This is a genomic window from Achromobacter sp. Marseille-Q0513, assembly GCF_018195695.1.
In the GTDB taxonomy this organism is placed as follows: Bacteria; Pseudomonadota; Gammaproteobacteria; order Burkholderiales; family Burkholderiaceae_B; genus Achromobacter.
This window is the reverse complement of sequence record NZ_JAGTJY010000113.1, coordinates 1-19,507: the sequence shown is the minus strand read 5'-3', so window position 1 is coordinate 19,507 and position 19,507 is coordinate 1. Positions and strand designations below refer to the sequence as shown.

The 19,507-nt window shown below is 68.5% G+C and carries 16 protein-coding genes; 14 read left to right on the top strand and 2 right to left on the bottom strand.

Annotation, left to right across the window (positions count from 1 at the left end):
• On the bottom strand, positions 1–192 hold a 192-nt coding region (locus KDH83_RS32880), incomplete at its 3' end, for a hypothetical protein (RefSeq protein ID WP_212319240.1).
• 531 nt (positions 193–723) lie between these two features.
• On the opposite strand from KDH83_RS32880, the gene KDH83_RS20385 reads away from it, so the two are divergent.
• Both KDH83_RS20385 and KDH83_RS20380 read left to right on the top strand, forming a co-directional pair.
• Positions 724–1,551, top strand: coding sequence for a DNA-binding response regulator (locus KDH83_RS20385; protein ID WP_212319238.1), 828 nt, complete (start codon positions 724–726; stop codon positions 1,549–1,551).
• Positions 1,544–4,228: a hybrid sensor histidine kinase/response regulator gene (locus KDH83_RS20380; protein WP_212319236.1), complete on the top strand. Its 2,685-nt coding sequence runs from the start codon at positions 1,544–1,546 to the stop codon at positions 4,226–4,228. The genes KDH83_RS20385 and KDH83_RS20380 overlap by 8 nt, the downstream gene beginning before the upstream one ends.
• Positions 4,229–4,264: 36 nt before the next feature.
• Here KDH83_RS20380 and KDH83_RS20375 read toward each other — a convergent pair whose 3' ends face one another.
• Positions 4,265–5,194, bottom strand: a complete 930-nt coding sequence (locus tag KDH83_RS20375; RefSeq protein WP_212319234.1) for an AraC family transcriptional regulator — start codon at positions 5,192–5,194, stop codon at positions 4,265–4,267.
• A gap of 301 nt (positions 5,195–5,495) precedes the next feature.
• Between KDH83_RS20375 and KDH83_RS20370 the strand changes: the two genes are divergently transcribed.
• The 12 genes from KDH83_RS20370 to KDH83_RS20315 all read left to right on the top strand — a co-directional run.
• Positions 5,496–6,716 carry a cytochrome P450 gene (locus KDH83_RS20370; RefSeq protein WP_212319232.1) on the top strand — a complete coding sequence of 407 codons (1,221 nt, stop codon included), beginning with the start codon at positions 5,496–5,498 and terminating at the stop codon, positions 6,714–6,716.
• 6 nt (positions 6,717–6,722) lie between these two features.
• On the top strand, positions 6,723–6,956 hold the full coding sequence (locus KDH83_RS20365; protein WP_212319230.1) for a ferredoxin: 234 nt from the start codon (positions 6,723–6,725) through the stop codon (positions 6,954–6,956).
• Positions 6,949–7,938, top strand: a complete 990-nt coding sequence (locus KDH83_RS20360; RefSeq protein ID WP_212319228.1) for a PDR/VanB family oxidoreductase — start codon at positions 6,949–6,951, stop codon at positions 7,936–7,938. Before KDH83_RS20365 ends, KDH83_RS20360 begins: the two co-directional genes overlap by 8 nt.
• 84 nt (positions 7,939–8,022) lie before the next feature.
• Complete coding sequence (locus tag KDH83_RS20355) at positions 8,023–8,886, top strand: fumarylacetoacetate hydrolase family protein (protein ID WP_212319226.1); 864 nt, start codon at positions 8,023–8,025, stop codon at positions 8,884–8,886.
• Positions 8,887–8,925: 39 nt separating this feature from the next.
• A complete protein-coding gene (locus tag KDH83_RS20350) occupies positions 8,926–9,750 on the top strand; it encodes a polysaccharide deacetylase family protein (protein WP_212319224.1) in 825 nt (274 codons plus the stop codon).
• 104 nt (positions 9,751–9,854) lie between these two features.
• A complete protein-coding gene (locus tag KDH83_RS20345; RefSeq protein ID WP_212319221.1) occupies positions 9,855–10,781 on the top strand; it encodes a transporter in 927 nt (308 codons plus the stop codon).
• Positions 10,782–10,929: 148 nt separating this feature from the next.
• Positions 10,930–11,805, top strand: coding sequence for a ribose-phosphate pyrophosphokinase-like domain-containing protein (locus KDH83_RS20340; RefSeq protein WP_212319219.1), 876 nt, complete (start codon positions 10,930–10,932; stop codon positions 11,803–11,805).
• Positions 11,806–11,848: 43 nt separating this feature from the next.
• Positions 11,849–13,420 carry a nicotinate phosphoribosyltransferase gene (locus KDH83_RS20335; RefSeq protein ID WP_212319217.1) on the top strand — a complete coding sequence of 524 codons (1,572 nt, stop codon included), beginning with the start codon at positions 11,849–11,851 and terminating at the stop codon, positions 13,418–13,420.
• Between the two features lie 154 nt (positions 13,421–13,574).
• Positions 13,575–14,249, top strand: coding sequence for an NUDIX hydrolase (locus KDH83_RS20330; protein WP_212319215.1), 675 nt, complete (start codon positions 13,575–13,577; stop codon positions 14,247–14,249).
• Positions 14,250–14,709: 460 nt separating this feature from the next.
• The gene (locus tag KDH83_RS20325; RefSeq protein ID WP_212319213.1) at positions 14,710–15,762 is read left to right on the top strand and encodes a hypothetical protein; all 1,053 of its coding nucleotides are present in this window, start codon (positions 14,710–14,712) and stop codon (positions 15,760–15,762) included.
• 369 nt (positions 15,763–16,131) lie between these two features.
• The gene (locus KDH83_RS20320) at positions 16,132–16,776 is read left to right on the top strand and encodes a DUF1629 domain-containing protein (RefSeq protein WP_212319210.1); all 645 of its coding nucleotides are present in this window, start codon (positions 16,132–16,134) and stop codon (positions 16,774–16,776) included.
• A 29-nt stretch (positions 16,777–16,805) separates the two neighbouring features.
• Positions 16,806–19,507, top strand: a 2,702-nt coding sequence (locus KDH83_RS20315; protein WP_212319209.1) for an AHH domain-containing protein, incomplete at its 3' end; no start/stop codon positions are given.

Below are 19,507 nucleotides of genomic sequence, written 5' to 3'. Positions count from 1 at the left end.
GACGGTGGTGCTTTCCGGCATGGCTGGCTGCGGCAGCTGGCGGCCCGGCTCGGCGCCGGACGGCAGGGGCACGTTCTGCGCGGCGGCGGGGCCGGCGGCCCGCGCCAGCACCACGGCGGCGAAGCCGGCGCGCAGGGGAAGGGTGGGCTGGCGCAGGGCGGCGGGGCGGCGGGAGTGGGATAGGCGGCGCATGGGGGGCTTTGGAGGCAATCTGTTACATCTAGATTGGAAAAACGCTTTTTGATATATGTTTCAGACTTTTGTAAACAATATTTCGGTACTTCTTTACAACTATTGCGTACTGCGGGATGCTTGCCTGCGGTGACGGTCTTCTTCCGGAGGGCTGGGTGGGGAACCCTGTCCTGGCGTTGTCGCGGTGTTTGTGGCGTGTTGTTATCGCGTGACGTTGCGCGGGATCCTGATTCTGGCTGTAGAGAATTGGGGGGCATGCCGCAGGCCCGGGTCAAAAAAGGGGGGGCCCTGTCTTACCGCGAGGAGGGCGCCCCATGCAGGACGACTCGGCTCGTATCGCGGCTCGCCGACTGCGGCCCCACCCAGGCCCAACCAGTTGCTTGCTGTAACAAACACTATCATGCGTAAATAATGATTGCGCTCACGAGGTTTGCCGGAATGCACGGCACGTTTGCCGCAAGGAAAAATATTCGCGAGGGGGGCAGGGCGCTGTCGCCTGGAACCAACGCGCCCGTCGGCCGGCATGAAAGAATGCGCGGCATGAACGATGCCTCTCATTTGTCCGCCCCTGGCCAGCTTGCTGGCCTGCGCGTGCTGGTGGTCGAGGATCGCCCCGAGGACCGCATGCTGCTGGTGGATTTCCTGACCAGCCAGGATTGCCGCGTCTATGTGGCCGAGGATGGCAACGACGGCTATCGCAAGGCGCAGATGGTGCAGCCGGACATCATCCTGATGGACGTGAGCATGCCGGTCTGCGACGGCCTGGCGGCCTGCCGGCTGCTCAAGGCCGACCAGTCCACCCGCGCGATTCCCATCATCTTCCTGACCGCCGCCGTGCTGCCGGCCGAACGGGTGGCGGGGCTGTCGGCGGGCGCCGTCGACTACGTGGCCAAGCCGTTCGATTTCGAGGAAGTGCGCCTGCGCCTGCTGATCCACCTGCGGGTGGCGCCCGCGCCGGTGCCCGCGCCGGCGCCAGCCGGGTCCGCTCCGGAGGACGGTGTTTCGGCCGTGGCGGCGGGCAGCACGCTCGATGGCGTGCTGTTCCGCGCCGCGCGCAAGCTGCTGCGCGAGCGGCTGGAGCACACGCCGGAGCTGGTGGCGCTGGCCCAGGCGCTGGGCACCAACGCGCGGCGGCTGAACCAGGCGTTCCGGCGCTGCGCCGGCACCACCGTCTTCGAATTCCTGCGCGAAGAGCGCATGCGCGAAGCGCGCCGCCTGCTGTGCGAGACCGGCCTGGACATCCAGGCCATTTCGCAGGCGGTGGGGTTCGGCAACCGCGGCAATTTCTCCACCGCCTTCCGCGAGCGCTTCGGCATGCCGCCGACGGCCTTGCGCCAGGAGCTGGATCCGCATGCCTAGCCGCCGCGCGGGTTGGCTGGCGTGGCTGCTGTGGCTGGTCCTGTCCTTCCTGGTCCTGCCGGCGCGCGGGCAGATCGTCCAGCCCGTCGTCGATCTGAATGCCGTGGGCGGCACCCTGCCCCTGGTTCATGAACTGCTGGGCATCGAGGACAAGGCCGGCGGCCAGGATGCCGGCCAGGTCTTGAATGGCGCCTGGCAGCCGGTGACCTCCGCCTGGCTGAACCGGGGCTATTCCGCGTCGGCGTTCTGGCTGCGGCTGCAGGTGCGCAACTCCGGCGATCAGGTGGTCGAACGCTGGCTGTCCTTCGGCGTGCCCAGGCTGGAGGACGTGCGCTTCTATCTGTTCAGCGATGGGCAGCGGGAACCGTCCAGGGTCGTGCTGGCGGGCAATCGCCAGCCGCTCGCCACGCGCGAGGTGCCTGCTTCGGTGTCGGTGGCGACGCTGCGGCTGGCGCCGGGCGAGCGGATGACGGTGCTGATCCGGGTCCAGAGCCGTTCGGCGCTGAGCATGGAACCCACCTTGCGCACGCCGGCGGCCTTCGTCAGCGTGACCCAGCGCAACACGATGGTGGTGGCGCTGCTGGTCGGCGCGCTGATGATGGTCGGCATCTATGCGGGCCTGCTGGGCGTGACCCTGCGCGACCGGGTGTTCCTGCTGCTGTCCGCCGCCATCTTCGTCGAGATCCTGTACAGCCTGTCGTTCCAGGGCCTGCTATACCGCTATGTGCTGACCGGCGGCGGCGAGCTGGTGCTGCGCGCGCCCAGCGTGCTCGGTTCGCTGGCGACGACCCTGTTCGCCTCCATGTCGATGCTGTTCGCCGATCTGCAGCGGATACGCCTGTGGCGCTGGGTGTACGGGCTGCAGATCGTCGTCGGCATCGCCGGGCTGTTCTGGGCCGCGCTGGGCGACTACCGCGTCAGCGCGCAGGTGCTGACCGGACTGGTTTTCCTGTGGGCGCTGATCTGGCTGGTATCCATGGCCGACGGCTGGCGCCGGGGCCACGCCAATGCGCGCATCTTCCTGATTTCCTTCTCCATCTATTGCTCCTGCCTGTTCCTGCGGGTGGCCTACATCCACGGGCTGCTGCCGGGGCGCTGGGAAGGCGGCCCCGAGGTGGCCTGGGACCTGCTGTCGATCTCGCTGATGCTGGCCGTGCTGCTGCATGGCCGCTCGCGCCAGCATCGCCAGGAACGGCTGGCGGCCCAGCGCGAACTGGCCGAGGCGCGCGAGCGCGAGCACCAGCGGCTGGACCAGGCCGTCACCGAGCGCACGCAGGCGCTGCAGGCCGCGCTGATCCAGGCCGACGAGGCCGGCCGCGTGCGCCAGGACTTCCTGGCGCGCATCAGCCACGACCTGCGCACGCCGCTGACCTCGATCATCGGTTTCGCCGATCTGATCCAGGCGGGCGGGCGCGACGACGCGCCGCGCGGCGCGGTCATACGCCGCAGCGCCGATCACATGCTGGGCATGGTCAACGACCTGATCGACTACGCCGCCGGCGCGGGCGGCCAGTCCTTGCGGCTGGCGCCCGAGTACGCGCATGCCCTGCTCGACGCGTTGGCCAAGGAAGCCGCGCCGATCGCGGCGCGACAGGAAAACCGCTTCGTGCTGCAGGTGTCGGATGCGGTGCCGGCCGTGCTGGAGATGGACGGCAAGCGCGTGCGCCAGGTGCTGTCCAATCTCATCGACAACGCGGCCAAGTTCACGCGCGGCGGCGTCCTGACCCTGACGGCGGGCTACGCCGCGCCGGGTCCGGGCGAGGCGTCAGGATGGCTGGCGCTCGCGCTGCGCGACACCGGTTGCGGCATCGCGCAGGAAGACCGGCAACGCATTTTTGAGCCATTCCAGCGGCTCGCGTCCGCCGAAAGCCAGCCCGGAGTCGGACTGGGCCTGGCGATCGTCCAGCAATGGGTGCAGCGCATGAACGGCGCCATCCGCATCGAGAGCGAAGTGGGGCAGGGCACGACGGTCAGCGTGACGCTGCCGGTCAGGCAGGTTGACGAGTCCCGCGTTTCGCATCACTACCTCGCCGCCGCGGCGCACATGCTGCCGACGCTGGATGGCACAGGCAAGCGTCTCTGGCTGGCCGAGGACACGCCGGAAATCCGCGAGTTCCTGGTCGAGGAGCTGGCCAGCCTGGGCTTCCAGGTGGAGAGCGAGGCCGACGGCCTGGCCATGGTGACCCGCATCCAGGCCGACGACGCGCGCCGGCCCGACCTGATCCTGACCGACCACCGCATGGAAGGCGCCGATGGCTCGGCCGTGCTCGCGGCCGCGCGCGAGCGCTGGCCGGGCCTGCCCGTGGTCGCCGTGTCGGCGACGCCGCAGGACGCGCTGGCCCTGGACGGTTCCGGCTATGACGCCAGCCTGCTCAAGCCCATCAGCTTGGCGGAACTGCGGCATGTGCTGGGCAGGCTGCTGCATCTGCCGATGATCCAGGCGGGCAACGAGACGGCGCCCGTCGCAAGGCAGCTGCCGCGCCTGTCGCGCGCCGAGCAGGAGCAGGTGCAACTGCTGCTGGACAGCGGCGCGATCTCGGACCTGATGGACTGGGCGCGCGCCGCGCGGGCGCGCGACCCGGCCTTCAAGGATTTCAGCGAACAGGTGCAGCGCCTGGCGCGCCAGGGCGACATCGCGGCGATCCGCGAGCTGTGCGAGCGCATGCGCGCGGCTTGAGGGCCCACGGGCCGCCATGCGCGGCGGTCGCGGACATCAGGCCCTGGCGCCCTCGCGGAACCGCCGGGGCGGCTCGCCGCTGTAGCGCTTGAACGCGATCGAGAACGCCGCTTCGGACTGGTAGCCCACCTGCCAGGCAATCCTGCCCACCGCCATCGAGGTATCGGTCAGCAGCCGCGAGGCTTCCTGCATGCGTATGCGGGTCATGTAGTGGAAGATGCCCGCGCCCAGCTCGCGCTGCGCCGCGGCGATCAGGCGCGAGCGCGAGGTGCCGGCGGCGCTGGCCAGCATGTCCAGCGTCCATGGCCGGGAGATGTCGCGATGGAATTCGCGCAAGGCCAGCGCCACCCGCGAATCCTCGGGCAGCGAGATCCACGCCGGCAGGCGCGGCGTGTGCGCGGCGATGTAGTGCCGGATCAGCTGGATCACGATCAGCTCGGCCTGGCGCAGCGCCACCGACCGGAAACCCGGACGCCGCAGCGTCAGCTCGTCACGGATGGCCTCGGTCGCGCGGCACAGCCAGGCGGGCAGCTCGTCGAAATCCAGCTGCAGCAGGTCGGGCAGCGCGTCGAACAGCGCGGTGCCGGCGCCCTTGGCCGGCGCCATGCCGACGTAGAACGTGGACGTGACGCCCGCGTGGGGCGACTCGCCGAAGGCGAGCGTGCGGAAGCGGTCGGCATTGGCCGGGTTGCGCAGATCGACGGGCTGGTTGGGGGCGGTGCGCAGCGCGTCCTGGACGATATGTTCCTGGGCGCGCAGGATCAGGCACACGCTCTTGTCGCGCAATGCGTTCTGCTGGCCCGAACGGGTCATGAACAGGTTGCAGCCGGCGCCGGTGAACACATACAGCGAGACCGGCCAGACGCCGCCGGGCATGTGCACGGCCCACGGGCTGCTTGATTGCGCCTGGCCCGCCTCGATCTCGGCGAAGCGGCAAGTGTCCAGCGCGGCGCTTATCGGGTCCATCAGGGTCTTCCATCCATCCCGCCTGGCGGGGTCATCCGGCACCGATATCCACTCGCGGCGCCCTGCGGGAAGGAAAACACCGCTGGCCGCCGCGCGCAATCCGTGTATCCCCGAGCCGCCCTGGGCGCCGCCCCGGCGGCGTTCGTCCGGTGGTGCTTTCGCGCAAGGAAACGAGTCCTTCGCATGGGGGCGCGAAACCATACTCCCGCCAGACCGACGTGCGGACGTTTCGAGCACAGGAGACACCAGGCTGGGACTCAAGGCGCACGGCGGATCGTTCACTCATTTCAAGAAGAATGCGATGCGCCCTACCGACATCCCCGACCTCAAGTCCGCGGCCTTCCTCGCCGACCGATACCCGACCTACCGCCGCCTGCAAAGCGACTTTCCCCATTTCGAGATAGACATCAATGGCGAGGACTGCATCGTCCTGACGCGCTACAGCGATGTGGACGAGGTGCTGCGCAATCCGCTGGCGACCGTGCAGCAGGCGCCCGGCGTGTTTCCCGAGCGGATCGGCAATGGCGCGGGCGCGCGCTTCTACCGCGAGTCGCTGCCGAACATCGACGCGCCCGACCACACGCGCATCCGCCGCATCGTGACCCCGGCGTTCAACCCCAGGACCGTCGCCAACATGCGCGGCTGGGTGGAAAAGGTCATCGTCGAGCACCTGGACCGGCTGGAAGGGCAGGACGAGATCGACTTCGTGTCGGCCTTCGCCGATCCGGTGCCGGCGGAAATCGCCTGTCGGCTGCTGCACGTTCCGCTGTCCGACGCCCGCGAGCTGTTCGCGCGGCAGCACGGCCTGAACGCGGTATTGAGCGTGTCGGACATCACGCCGGAACGGCTGGCCGAGGCCGACGCCTCGGCGGCCTTCTATTACGAGTACATGGACGACGTGCTGGACACGCTCAGGGGCAAGCTGCCCGAGGATGATTTCGTTGGCGCCCTGATGGCCGCCGAAGGCGGCGACAACGGCCTGACCCGCTCCGAGCTGGTCACCACGCTGATCGGTTTCCTGGTCGCCAGCTATCACACCACCAAGGTGGCGATGACCAACTCGGTGCTGGCCCTGCTGAGCCATGACGGCGAGCGGGCGCGCCTGATGGCGCAGCCCGACCTGGCCCGCAACGCCTGGGAAGAGTCGCTGCGCTATGACTCGCCCGTGCATTTCATCCATCGCTATGCGTCCGAGACCCTCACGGTCGGCGGCCGGGACATCGCGCGGGGCAAGCGGCTGCTGCTGGGACTGCATGCGGCGAGCCGGGACGAGGCACGCTTCCCGCAGGCCGACCGCTACCTGATCGACCGGCCCGACAACCGCCATCTGGCCTTCGCGGGCGGCGGGCACTTCTGCCTGGGCTCGCAGTTGTCCCGGCTGGAAGGCGATGTGCTGTTGCGCACGATCTTCCAGCGCTTTCCCGGCATGCGCCTGACGGAGACGCGCTTCGAGCGCGTGCCGGACCTGACCTTCCCGATGTTGCTGCGCATGACCGTCGCGCTGCGCGCGGCGCAAGGTTGAACGGCCATGAGTCAACTCACCGTCCAGATCCTGAACGGCATGTGCTGCGGTTTCGGTAACTGCGCGGCCCTGTGCCCCCAGGTCTTCGCGCTCGACTACGACAGCAACCGGACCCGGATCGTGCCCGGCGCGCCGCTGGCTGACTACGCGGCCGAGATCGCGCAGGCCGCCAGCGAGTGCCCGACGCAGGCCATCCACGTAGTCGTCTCCGAAGACCAGGCGCAGGCATCGCATGGCTGAGCGCGTTCCTGGCCGCGCGACGGCGGATTGGCGGCCGATGCGGCTGGCGCGGCGCCGTCGGATCGCCGACGACATCTACGCGGTGACGCTGACGTGCGAGCAGGGCGAGCCGCTGCCCGAGATCGCGCCGGGCGATCACGTCGAAGTGCAGGTGCCGGGCGGCGCGCGCGCCTATTCGCTATGCAATCCGCCCGGCGCGCGGGAGGGGTATCAGCTGGCGATCCACCGCTCGTCCCCGCATGGCGGCGCGCACTATCTGTGCGAGACGCTTGCCGTCGGCGCGCCCCTGCGGGTGCGCGGCCCGCGCAATCTGTTCGCGCTGTCGCCCGAGCATCGGCGCGTGGTGCTGATCGCGGGCGGCATCGGCATCACGCCCATCATCGCCATGGCGGAGCACCTGGCGCGGCGCGACCTGGAATTCCAGATGCACTACTGCGCGCGCAGCCGCGCCGCCGCCGCGTTCCTGGACCGGCTCGACGCCGGCGCCTGCCGGCATCGTGTGCGCTACCACTTCGAGGACGATCCGGCAGACGGCCGGCTGGACCTGGGCAGGCTGTTCGCCAGCCTGGACGCGGACCAGCACGTCTATCTGTGCGGCCCGAACGCGATGCTGGCCGATGCCGTGACGCTGGCCGAGCGGCATGCGCTGGCCGGCCGCCTGCACTACGAACGTTTCGGCGCGAGCCGTCCGCCGGCGGCGCCGTCCATGAAGGCGGGCGCATTCGAAGTGCTGGCGGCGCGCAGCGGCCGGCGCGTCGAGGTGCCGCCGGATTGCTCGATCGCCGCCGCGCTCGTCCGCGCCGGCGTGGAAGTGCCGCTGTCCTGCGAGCAGGGCGTCTGCGGCATGTGCATGACGCGGGTCATCGACGGCATTCCGGACCATCGCGACGACGTGCTGTCGGAGGCGGAACGCGCATCCAACGGCGTCATCCTGCCCTGCGTCTCGCGGGCGAAATCGGCCTTGCTCACGCTGGATCTATGAGGCGGCGGGCGCGGCTTTGAACATCAAGGCGTTCGCGCGCCGGCCTGCCGCCGGGCGCACGCCATCACATGCTGGAGAGATAGGATGAAACTTGCCATGTTTCGAGAGGGCGGCCGGGACCGCCTGGGCGTGGTCGAGGCGGACACGGTGATCGACGTGACCGCGGGCCTGCCGGCCTTGTCGGCCGATCTGGCGGACTGGCTGTCGGGGCAGGGGACCTCGTGGCGCATGCTGGCGCTGCTGGCGCGAGAATCCACGGCGCGCCTGCCATTGTCCGCCGTGCGGCTGCTGCCGCCGCTGCGGCGGCCGTCGGCGTTCCTGGCCATCGGCGGCAACTATGCCTCGCATCTGCGGGAGATCGCCCATCTGAACGTCAGCGTCGGCGAACACCAGATCTGGTTCAACAAGCAGGCGTCCTGCATCACCGGGCCGTTCGACGAGCTGGTCATTCCGCCGGGCATGTCGACGCTGGATTACGAGGTGGAGCTGGCCGTGGTCATCGGCCGGCGCTGCCGCAACGTGCGGGCGCGCGACGCCATCGACTACATCGCCGGATACACCATCTGCAACGACGCCAGCATCCGCGAGCGCCATCACCGCAGCCCGACCATCACGCTGGCGAAGTCATTCGATTCGCTGGGGCCCTTGGGGCCGTGGCTGGTCACGGCCGACGAGATCGCCGATCCGCACGCGCTGCAAGTCCGCACCTGGGTCAACGGCGAGCTGCGACAGGACGGCAATACGGCGGAGATGCGCTTCAACATCTTCGAGCAGATCGAGGAGCTGAGCAGCGCCATGACGCTGGAACCCGGCGATGTGCTGGCCACCGGCACGCCGGCCGGCATCGGCGCCGCGCGCCAGCCGCCGCTGTTCCTGGCGCCTGGCGACGTCGTGCGCATGCGGATCGAAGGCATCGGCGACATCGAGAACCGCGTGGTGGCGGCGTAGTTCGCCGGCGCCCCTTCATCCCAACCTGGACCTTCGATCATGCTGTGCATCACATTCGACAATTTCGGCAGCGCGGCCGGCGACCCGCTGCCCTGGCCCTGTCCCGCCGGCATTCCCGCCGCCGAGTGGGCCGCCTACAACCGGATCGGCCTGGAGCTGGGGCATCCGCGCATCCTCAAGCTGCTGGATGAATTGCGGATCCGCTGTACTTACTTCGCGGAAGGCTATGCGGCGGTGCTGTACCCGGACGAGCTGCTGGCCTGGCATGCGGCCGGGCACGAGATCGCCGTGCACGGCTGGAAGCACGAAATGTGGACGGGCATCGCCTCGCGCGACGAAGAAGACCGCCTGATTCAGCTCGCCGTGTCGAGCATACGCGGGTTGACGGGGCAGGCGCCGGCGGGATTCCGGCCGCCGGGGCTGGGTATCAATCCCTGGACGGACGAGGTGCTGGCGGCGCACGGCATCCGCTACGTGTCGCGGGCGTTGTCCGGAGCAATCGATGCGGCGCGCGCGTTGGCGTCCGGTGCCGGAACAATGCCGCCGGCGCGGCTGGCGGTGCTGCCGACTGATCCGGCGCTGATCGACGGCGCGGTCATCCATCCACGATTCGGCGGTGTATTCGGCACGCTGGATGCCGACGCGGCCTACGACCACTTTTATCGCCTGGCCGCCGCGCACGAAACCGCGCGTCCCGACGAGCCCTGGGTGCTGGTCGTGCATCCGTTCACGTCCGGCAACCGGGCCTGGTTCGGTTTCGAGGATTTCATGCGGCGTCTTGTCGCCGACTTCGGGGCGTCGCGCTTTGCGCTGGCGAGAGATGCCGCAACGCCCGCGATGCGCACCGGAGCGCGCATGGACTGATTTCGGGCGGCTTCGTCCGTTCATCGGCACGGGCCGGCAAGTGTCGCGGGCCCGCGCCATTCAAGCAGCAGTCACACACAAAAGACATACAAGGGAGACAAACCATGAGGCATTTCATTTTCATCGGCATGCTGCTCTGGGCCTGCGCGCGCGGCGCGCTGGCGGCGCAGGGCGTGACCTACGGCGGTCCGGTGGGCGGCACGGACATACAGAGCGCCTACCTGCCGCCGCATCCGGGCCTGTACGGTTCGGTCATCGCCGTCGGCGCGCTGGGGGAAAAGTTCTACGACAACGATGGACGCAGCCCCACGACCTCGGTCAGGCTGCCGGGTGGAATCGCGGAATTCGGCCTGCTCTACGTCTATCCGGGGCAGCTGTTCGGCGGCACGCTGGGCAGTTCCGTGGCCACCGGCTACGGCTGGGGCAGCATCAAGGTCAACGGCAAGCAGCAGAGCTTCAAGGGCATGAACGACATCTACACCGACGTCCTCATGTGGAGCAGGCATCTGGGCGAGGTCGAGGGCGGCCGGCCGCGCGGCCTGACGATGAAGCTGGGTTATTCGATGGTGCTGCCCACCGGGAAGTACAACACCAACGATCTGTACACCACGGGACGCAATACGCTCTACTACATTCCGAATGGCGCCGTCACCTATCTGACCGGGCCGAACTTCCTGGGCGACGGCACCGAATTCAGCATGAGCTATTTCCTGGACATCGCCCGCAAGAACTCGGCGACCGGCTACAGGAACGGCATGGTGCTGGACGTGGACATGGCGGTCAGCGAGGTCATCGGCCGCTGGCAGCTGGGCGTGGCGGGCTACTACGCGCGCCAGATCGCCGATGACCGGCTGAACGGGCAGCGCGTGTCGGGCACCCGCTTTGCCAGCGCGGCGGTCGGGCCGGTGGTCGCGTACAACATTCCCGACTGCAAATGCAGCGTCAAGTTCAAGGCGCAGTTCTCCGTGTTCACGCGCAATTCGCTGGCGCCCAACGCCGCCTATCTGTTCTTCAACAAGGCGTTCAACTAGCGATCCGCCTGGATCCCGTCATGCCCCGCGCATCGTCGCCGACGATGCGCGGGGCGTTTGCATTGCGCCGGTCTTGAGCGGGACGGGATTTGACATCCGGGCGCGCATCGCTATACTTAATCGTAAATCGCAATAAACACTAAACATCATGTCCGACTTCTCCCGCATCGAACTTTCCTACGCCGGCAGCGATGGCCAGGCCGTCGCGCATCCGGTCCGCTTCCTCGGCTTTCCCGGCGGCGAGCGCCACGTCTGGATCGGCGAGGGCGCGGGCGGAGCCGGGCGCGCCTACACCATCGACGCTCGCATCTATTCCTCGGACGCGGTCATGGACCTGCTGCTGCTGAACGACGCGCTGCGCCGCGTGGCGGGCGAGGGTGCGGCCGTGACGCTGCGGCTGCCCTATCTGCCGTATGCGCGCCAGGACCGCGTCACGGTCGCGGGCGAGCCGCTGTCGGTCAAGGTGTTCTGCAGCCTGATCAACGCCATGAAATTCGACCGCGTGGTGGTGGCCGACCCGCACAGCACGGTCGCGCCGGCCTTGCTGGACCGCGTCGAGATCGAATCGGCCGAGGGCTTCCTGGGCCAGGTGCTGGCCCTGCCTGAATTTTCCGGCGGCGTGGCGCTGGTGGCGCCGGACGCCGGCGCGCACAAGCGCGTGCTGGCCCTGGGCGAACGCTTCGGCGCGCCGGTGGTGTGCTGCGCCAAGCTGCGCAATACCGCCACGGGCAAGCTCAGCGGCGCGCGCGTGCTGGACGAGGTGCCGGACCTGCCGCTGCTGGTGGTGGACGACATCTGCGACGGCGGCGGCACCTTCGTCGCGCTGGCCGCGCTGCTGCGCCGGCACAGCGACCGGCCGCTGGGCCTGTACGTGACGCACGGCCTGTGCACCAAGGGCGTGGCGCCGCTGAAGGACTACGCAAGGCTGTACACGGCCTATCCGCGCGACCCCGCGCTCTGGACGCCGCGCGGCGGCATCTTCCAGGCGGTCGACGCGGCGCCGCCGGCGGCCATCGCGGCGTGAATCCGAATCCACTCTGAACAACCCTACCCAGTCGAGCAGAACCATGTCCACCCTGAATCCCCTGACCCAGATCGACTTCTACAAGAGCGGCCACATCTTCCAGTACCCGGCCGGCACCGAGAGCGTCTACTCGAACTTCACGGCGCGTTCCGACCGGCTGGCGCCCGTGCTGCGCTCGGGCCTGGCGCCGTTCGAAGGCAAGGTGGTGTTCGTGGGCCTGCAGGGCTTCGTCAAGGAATTCCTGATCCAGGCCTTCGACGCCGGCTTCTTCCGCCTGCCCAAGGCGCAGGCCGTGCGCCAGTACCGGCGCCGCATGGACAACGCCCTGGGCCCGGGCGCCGTGCCGGTCGACCACATCGCGGCCCTGCACGACCTGGGCTACCTGCCCGTGCGCATCAAGGCGCTGCCCGAAGGGTCGCGCGTCAACATCAAGGTGCCGCTGTTCACGGTGCGCGAGACCCGCAAGGAATTCGCCTGGCTGACCAACTACCTGGAAACCGTGCTGTCCAATTTCAACTGGAAGCCGATCACGGTGGCCACCATCGCCCATGAATACCGCCGGTTGCTGGAGGCCTATGCCGACCTGACCGGCGCCGACGCCGCCTTCATCGACTGGCAGGCGCACGACTTCTCGGCGCGAGGCCTGTCCGGCCCCGAGGATTCCATGCGCGCCGGTTTCGCCCACCTGTGCTCGTTCACGGGCACCGACACCGTCGCGGCCATCGACTACGCCGAGCTGTACTACGGCGCCGATTCCGACCGCGAACTGGTGGGCGGCAGCGTGCCGGCGACCGAGCACAGCGTGATGAGCATGGGCGGCAAGCTGGACGAGATCGGCACCTTCCGCCGGCTGATCACCGAGGTCTATCCCTCGGGCATCGTGTCCATCGTGTCCGACACCTGGGACTTCTGGCAGGTCATCACCGAATACGCCAGCGCGCTGAAGGCCGAGATCCTGGCGCGCGCGCCCAATGCGCTGGGCCAGGCCAAGGTGGTGTTCCGGCCGGATTCCGGCGATCCGGTCAAGATCCTGACGGGCTACCTGGCGGACGAGCTGGCGGGCGATGCCGACGCGTACGGCATGTACACCGTCAAGGACACGGGCGGCAGGATCACCGAGGCCGAGCGCAAGGGCGCCGTGGAATGCCTGTGGGACATCTTCGGCGGCGACCTGACCGCCAAGGGCTTTCGCGTGCTGCATCCGCGCGTGGGCCTGATCTACGGCGACTCGATCACGCTGAGCCGCGCCGAGCGGATCCTGGAACGCCTGCGGATCAAGGGCTATGCCTCGACCAACTGCGTGTTCGGCGTCGGCTCCTACAGCTATCAATACCTGACCCGCGACAGCTTCGGCATGGCCATGAAGGCCACCTGGGGCATGGTCGACGGCGAGGCGCGCGAGCTGTCCAAGGATCCCAAGACCGACAGCGGCACCAAGAAGTCGGCGGTGGGCCTGTTGCGCGTCGAGCGCGAGGGCGATGACTATGTGCTGCACGATCGTCAGACGCCCGAACAGGAAGCCGGCGGCCTGCTGCAAGACGTGTTCGTCGATGGCAAGCTGGTGCGCGAGCACACGCTGGCCGAGATCCGCGCGCGCTTGCGCAACGGCGGCTGAGAGGCCAAGCGCGCTCCGGCGCCGCCCGGAGCGCGCGACTTTATCGCATATTGAAAACAAGCCTGTCATACTTGCGCGACAAGACATCCGTGCAATCGCAGGGGGCGGGAGCGGCGCGTGCCACCCTGCCTCTCGATCTTTCCAGAGCCCCGGGATGACCAAAACCACCGCTGTCCATGAACGCCCCATCCTGACCGTGGACGTGGCGCTGCTTGCCTTGATCGACGAGCGCCTGCACGTGGCCCTGGCGCCGCGCGCGACGGCGCCGTTCAAGGGGCGGCTGGCCTTGCCGGGCGGCTATGTGCGCGTCGACGAAGACGCGGATACGGAACAGACCGCGCGTCGGGTGCTGCGCGAGAAGCTCGGCTTCGAGCCGGCCCATCTGGAGCAGGCTTGCACCGAATCCGGCCCCGCGCGCGATCCGCGCGGCTGGTCCGCGTCGGTGGTGTACCTGGCGCTGCATGCCGCCGACGCGCTGCAGCCGCTGGCGGACGACGGCCGCATCTCGCTGCACGACGTCGAGGCGTTGCCGGCGCTGGCGTTCGACCACAACCGCCTGATCGCGCTGGCCGCGCAGCGCCTGCGCGCGAAGTCGGCGTATACGTCCATCGTCGCGCACCTGCTGCACGACGAATTCACCATTCCCCAGGTCCAGGCGGCCTTCGAGGCCGTGACCGGGCATCGCATGAATGCCGCCAACTTCCGCCGCAAGATCCTGGAAACGGGCGCGCTCAAGGAAACCCGCATCGTGCCGGCGGCCTACCGGCCGGCGCAGGCCTATCGGCTGGCCGAGCCCCTGACGGACTTCGGCCAGAACCTGGCGCGCTGAACGGGCGTCGCCGTAGCGCGGGATCGGACGGCGCTACGCCAGCGCCAGGGCCCGCGCCGCGCCCGCCGCCGGCGCGGCCGCGCGCTCAGGCCAGCATCGTCCGACAGCGATGGCATGTGTCGGCGGCAGCACGGGCAGGCGGGCCTCGCGGCGGGCTGGAAGCGCGGTTCCGTGTTGCGCGCGAGGCACGCCGCGCGCGCCATACGAGAAACAATCGCAACAATATCTTTCGCGTCAGGGCGCGGGCCTCGAACCGCCAGCCGCGCGGCGCGAAGCCGTCATGGCCCTTGCCAGCGCTGGCGATGCCCCGCATCCACGGCCCGCCGCGCGCGGCGGCGCGGCGCCAGGCAGGCGTGACGGGCCATGTTTCAGCGCGCAGCGCGCGCTTTGTGATCCGGACCCCGGCCATTAGGATGCGCGCTCGACGATCCCATCACGCATTGCCACCAAGGACAGATCCATGACCCTGCCGCGACCGCGCCACGCCTTGACCGCCCTGACGCTCACGCTGACCCTGACGGGCTGCGTCGGCCCGTCATTCATGACGAGCAAGGAAGGCACCATGGACGACCCGCGCTACGCGCAGCTGCTCGACCTGATCGGCGAGGCGCTGAAGGACGACATGGCCGTGGTGCTGGTGGCCGACATCATGCCGCACGCGTCGCTGAAGGACGCGCTGACCATGACGCAATGGACGCCGACCGTGATCTGGATGCACGCGCAGGAGCCCAGGGTGACCTTCAGCCGCAAGTTCCAGACCAACTCGTTGAAGCGCGATCCCAAGGAAACCTATCTGTTCGGCGCGTTCGAGGTGCACATCCTGCCGCCCGGCAAGTACCTGCTGACCGGCGGCGACGACTACAAGCTCAACGCCCTGCTGGACCAGGTCGGCGCGCGCAGCGGGCCGGTCGGATCGGGCCGGGGCGCCAACGGCACCGCCTATCTGTCGCCCGAGCTGTATCGCCAGTTCTACCGGGAAGCCGCGTGGCGCGACGCCACCACGCATACCCAGACCAAGACGCGCCAGGTCTGCACCGCCGTGCACGCGGCCTCGGGCGCCTGCGTGAGCTGGGGCGAGCAGCAATACAACGAGACCTCGGCGGGCATGCCGGCGGGCTATTACGAACAGACCGATTCGCGCGATATCCCCGCGATCAAGGTGCAGGCGCGCATCCCGCCGGCGCAGGCGCTGGCCAGCTTCACGCTGAAGGGCGGCCAGCTGGTGCTGAGCCAGCGCATGCACCTGAAGACGCCGAGCTACAAGTTCCGCCAGCCGGCCTGCCGCGCGGTCGATCCCAAGATGATCGAATGCCCGCTGGAAGACCTGACCGTCTACACCCGTCCGGCGCCGATGGAGTTCGCGCAGCAGCTGATCGCGCGGCGCGTGAATGTCAGCGACAAGCACCGCGAGATGCTGTCCGGAATGCAGCCCATGCAGATCACGCCGCTGGGCAGGCAGGGCATGGAAGATCCGATCTGGGGCGTGCCGCTGTCGCTGGGCAAGACGAAATAAGGGGCGGCCTGCCCGCCCCGCTCCCGCCGCCGGCTGCGCCCGCAGCCTGGCAAGACCCGCTACCCGCCGCCCCGGTTCGGGCGCGCGGGATATTGCAACTCCGTGGCACGCGATCGCGGGCGCACCGCAAAGTCCGGCTTCAGCGCGTAAGACAGGCTGGCTAAGATGCGCCGGCCTGTAGTGATGTTGCCTGTCTATCCAGGGTGTCTTGCAACTTTCCCAGAGGCGGTTTGCGCGAGTCGTTGTAGAGTGCTCGTTTGCGGTGGCGGCGCGGCGCCGGCGTGGCAGCGATGCCGGCCGGAGTGCTGAAAGGCGTCACATGGATATGGCGAAATGCGTGAGCAAGACACTGGGAAATCGGAGATCAGCATGACTACGGAAAAAAAGGCGAATGCCGGGTCGACGCGGGAGATCGCGGCGGGCGAGTCCGCACCGCGGCGGTTCTACCGGCTGTGGGACGACCTGAAGCTGCCCGGCAAGCCCTGGCACGTCTGGCAGAACGAAGCGGAACTGATGCGCGAGTGGCCGGGAGACCATGCCAAGCCCTTCCTGGGCCTGGTCTTCAGCGAGCCGCCGAAGATCGCCTTCGACAAGAAGGTGCCGCCCGCCAGGCTGCGGGATGCCTATTCCATCCTGGCGACGGGCGTCTGGCTGGTGTCGGACCGACTCAGGCAGGTGATGACCGAGCTGGATCCCGGCGCGTTCGTGTTCGAGCCGACCGAAGTGGATTACGGAAATCTTGACGAGCCAGGTCCCGGATTCTGGTTCTGCGATACGCGGCGCTGGCTCGACTGCGTCGATGAGGAACGATCCGAACTGACGTACTACGACAACGTGCCGTTCAAGAGCTACAGAAAGCTGATCGATGTCCGGATGAAACTGGACGTCGTCGGAGAGGCGCACGCGTTCCGGCTGCAGCATGCGCCGGGGATACAGATTGTGGACGACGTGGCCGTTGCCGCGTTTCATGCCGCCGGCATCAAGGGCTACTCATACGAGAGCTTGCAGACGTAGGCGGCCAACCTTGGACTAGGATGCGCCAAATGGCCAATGCAGTGATGGAAGGACATCACTCGTTGCAACAGAACGTGGGGCAGACCAGCTCCGTGCTCAAGTTGCTGATCGACGTGAAGCGGTTTGACGTTGATGCGCCTGAGAATCTGTTGTTCATCCCCAGGGATGAAGCCATTGCCAAGGCAACGGGAACCGTCCGCCACGCCGGCAATCATGAACCCGTCGAGGCCGCGCAGCGGGCCATCCTGGACGATTTCGGCCGCACGCCCACGCAGTACGGCAAGAGTTACGAAACCCTGATGCGGGCCAATCCGGCCACGCTGTCCGCGGCCGAGCAGACGCTGCGCGCGCAGATCTACGATCAGGCGGAGATCCTGGCCAAGGACCTGCGCGACTACACCAGCAAGTCGATGATCGACGGCCGGCTGACGCTGACCAAGACGGACCCCAAGTACGCCGGGCTTTCCGCCGCCGCCGCCGACGCGGCCTGGCGCGCCGATGTCGCGCAGGTGTTTGGCAATGGGCCCAACGGCTTCGACACGGGTCGGCAGAACCTCTCGGCCTATCGCGCCGAGACGGCGGCCATCAAGGCGGCCCATGGCGATTTGCGCTGGCGCGCCTTCAACAGCCAGGCCAAGATCGATACGCTGCTGGCCACGGCGGCGGCCAACAATACGCCGCTCTTCGGCACCAAGGCCAAGCTGGCCGATCTGAACACGCTGATCGAATCCAAGGGCTTCACGGTTCCCAAGCCCGCCACGCCGCGCCAGCAGGCGGCTGCCTACGCCAGGCAACGCGCCATCGCGTCTTCGCAGCAGCAGATGCTGACCTCGGTGGCCAAGGCCCAGGACATGGCCTCGCTGGGGCGCGGCGTCCTGTCGGTGGGCGGCAAGGCATTCGACCGCGCGATCGCGACGACCGATGTATTCGTCAACTATACGCAGGCCCGGCAGGCCGGCCAGACCGTGCTGGAAGCCGATGCCGTGGCGGGCAAGCAGCTGCTGCACGACGTCGCCGTTGGCCTGCTGGTGGTCGGCGGCACCGTCGCGCTGACGGCGGCGGGCGTGCCCACCCTGGCGGCGGGGGCGATCGTCGCCGGCGTGACCCTGGTCGGCGCCGTCGCCGACAGCGCCTGGGACTACGTCGGCGCGCCGCTGGCGGCCATGGCCGGTTCGCTCAGCGACGCCGATTTCGCGGCGGCGCAGGCCGATCTCGAGGCCGTGGCGGCCGGCATCGCAACCTGGACCAACGAAGTCGTCATTCCCTTCCTGAGAACGGTGCAGTTCAACGCCACCGCCTTCGCGCAGGATCCGCAGGGCTACCTGAAGTCCCTGGGGCAGGCGATCTGGGACAGCACCCGGCAGGGCTTGCTGGAGCGCTGGGAAGCCGGCGGCGTATTCGTCGGCGAGAATCTCGACGCGCTGGGCAATGCCGTCCAGTACGGGTTCGTGGCCGCCCTGGGCGGAGAGGTCCGTGGCGCGGTCGCGGGCTTCGGCAACAACGGCGCGTCGATCGACGCCACCGTGCAGGGCATGGCCACGGGCGTGACCAATGTCCTGAATCCCCCGACGGCGCCGGGTCGGCGCAACGACATCATCCTGGACGTCGCGACGGACACGGTGGGCATGCTGCCGCCGCGCACGGATCTCGGATCCACCGGCGGCGGGCATGGCCTGCTGCACGCGGGCGCGGGCTATACGGCCACCATGGCCGACCGCTACGTCACCCGCGACGGCATCGAGTTCGTGGCGCCCAGCAATATCGTCACGGGCGGCACGCGCCCCGGCAACCTGAGCCTGAACGACCTGAGCGGCCTGCTGGCTGGCGTGCGGTCGCAGGCGCACCAGCAGAACCTGCTGGTGGAGCGGGACGGGCAGCTTCTTCTCATCAAGGGGCCCTCGGCGGCGGTGCCGGACGTCGTGGAATTCAGGGGCATGCGTTTCGAGGCCATCACCTACTACGACAGCCAGGGACGCTGGATCGGCTTCACGCCCAAGGCCGGCCAGGCCGGCCGCGTGCGGATGCACGACGGCACCGAGATTTCCCTGGATCCGTCGCAGACCATCCTGGTCGGCGAGAACACACTGTCCAACGGCAAGCTCACTGCCTTCGGCTGGGTGCCGATGTCCACGGCGGCCATGGCGGCCTATCTGGAAGCCCAGGTCGAAGCCGGCGTCATTCCCTACACCGATCCGCTGGCGCTGGACGCCGGCAACGACGGTGTGAACCTGGGCGCCGTGCAGGTCGATTTCGACCTGGACGCGGACGGCAGGCCGGAGCGCACGCGCTGGACCTCGCCCACCGATCCCCTGCTGGTGATGGACCGCAATTTCGACGGCCGGATCTCCAGCGGCGCGGAACTGTTCACCCTGACCGAAGGCGCCGGCGCGCGGCCGACGCTGGCCAGCCTGGACAGCAACCAGGACGGCAAGCTCGACGCCGAGGACACGCATTGGGCGCATCTGCGCGTCTGGGTCGATCGCAACCAGGATGCCTACGCCAGCGCCGGGGAACTGACCAGCCTGGCCGACCTGGGGATTCAATCCATCAACCTGACGCCGGTCACGGGATCGGTGGCCGGGCAGAGCAACGTCAAGGGCGTGGTCGCCACCTATGCCAACGGCGCCACCCGCACGCTGTGGGACGTGGCCCTGAACACGCCGGGCGCCGGCGCGGCGCCATCGCCCCAGCGTTATTCCGCCGAGGTCGACAAGGTCATGCTGGGCGGACA

Coding starts and splice junctions, on each gene's coding strand:
- KDH83_RS20325 (WP_212319213.1), top strand. CDS start 14,710: ATGACCCTGCCGCGACCGCGCCACGCCTTGACCGCCCTGACGCTCACG.
- KDH83_RS20330 (WP_212319215.1), top strand. CDS start 13,575: ATGACCAAAACCACCGCTGTCCATGAACGCCCCATCCTGACCGTGGAC.
- KDH83_RS20375 (WP_212319234.1), bottom strand. CDS start 5,194: ATGGACCCGATAAGCGCCGCGCTGGACACTTGCCGCTTCGCCGAGATC.
- KDH83_RS20350 (WP_212319224.1), top strand. CDS start 8,926: ATGCTGTGCATCACATTCGACAATTTCGGCAGCGCGGCCGGCGACCCG.
- KDH83_RS20345 (WP_212319221.1), top strand. CDS start 9,855: ATGAGGCATTTCATTTTCATCGGCATGCTGCTCTGGGCCTGCGCGCGC.
- KDH83_RS20340 (WP_212319219.1), top strand. CDS start 10,930: ATGTCCGACTTCTCCCGCATCGAACTTTCCTACGCCGGCAGCGATGGC.
- KDH83_RS20355 (WP_212319226.1), top strand. CDS start 8,023: ATGAAACTTGCCATGTTTCGAGAGGGCGGCCGGGACCGCCTGGGCGTG.
- KDH83_RS20380 (WP_212319236.1), top strand. CDS start 1,544: ATGCCTAGCCGCCGCGCGGGTTGGCTGGCGTGGCTGCTGTGGCTGGTC.
- KDH83_RS20370 (WP_212319232.1), top strand. CDS start 5,496: ATGCGCCCTACCGACATCCCCGACCTCAAGTCCGCGGCCTTCCTCGCC.
- KDH83_RS20385 (WP_212319238.1), top strand. CDS start 724: ATGCGCGGCATGAACGATGCCTCTCATTTGTCCGCCCCTGGCCAGCTT.
- KDH83_RS20365 (WP_212319230.1), top strand. CDS start 6,723: ATGAGTCAACTCACCGTCCAGATCCTGAACGGCATGTGCTGCGGTTTC.
- KDH83_RS20320 (WP_212319210.1), top strand. CDS start 16,132: ATGACTACGGAAAAAAAGGCGAATGCCGGGTCGACGCGGGAGATCGCG.
- KDH83_RS20360 (WP_212319228.1), top strand. CDS start 6,949: ATGGCTGAGCGCGTTCCTGGCCGCGCGACGGCGGATTGGCGGCCGATG.
- KDH83_RS20335 (WP_212319217.1), top strand. CDS start 11,849: ATGTCCACCCTGAATCCCCTGACCCAGATCGACTTCTACAAGAGCGGC.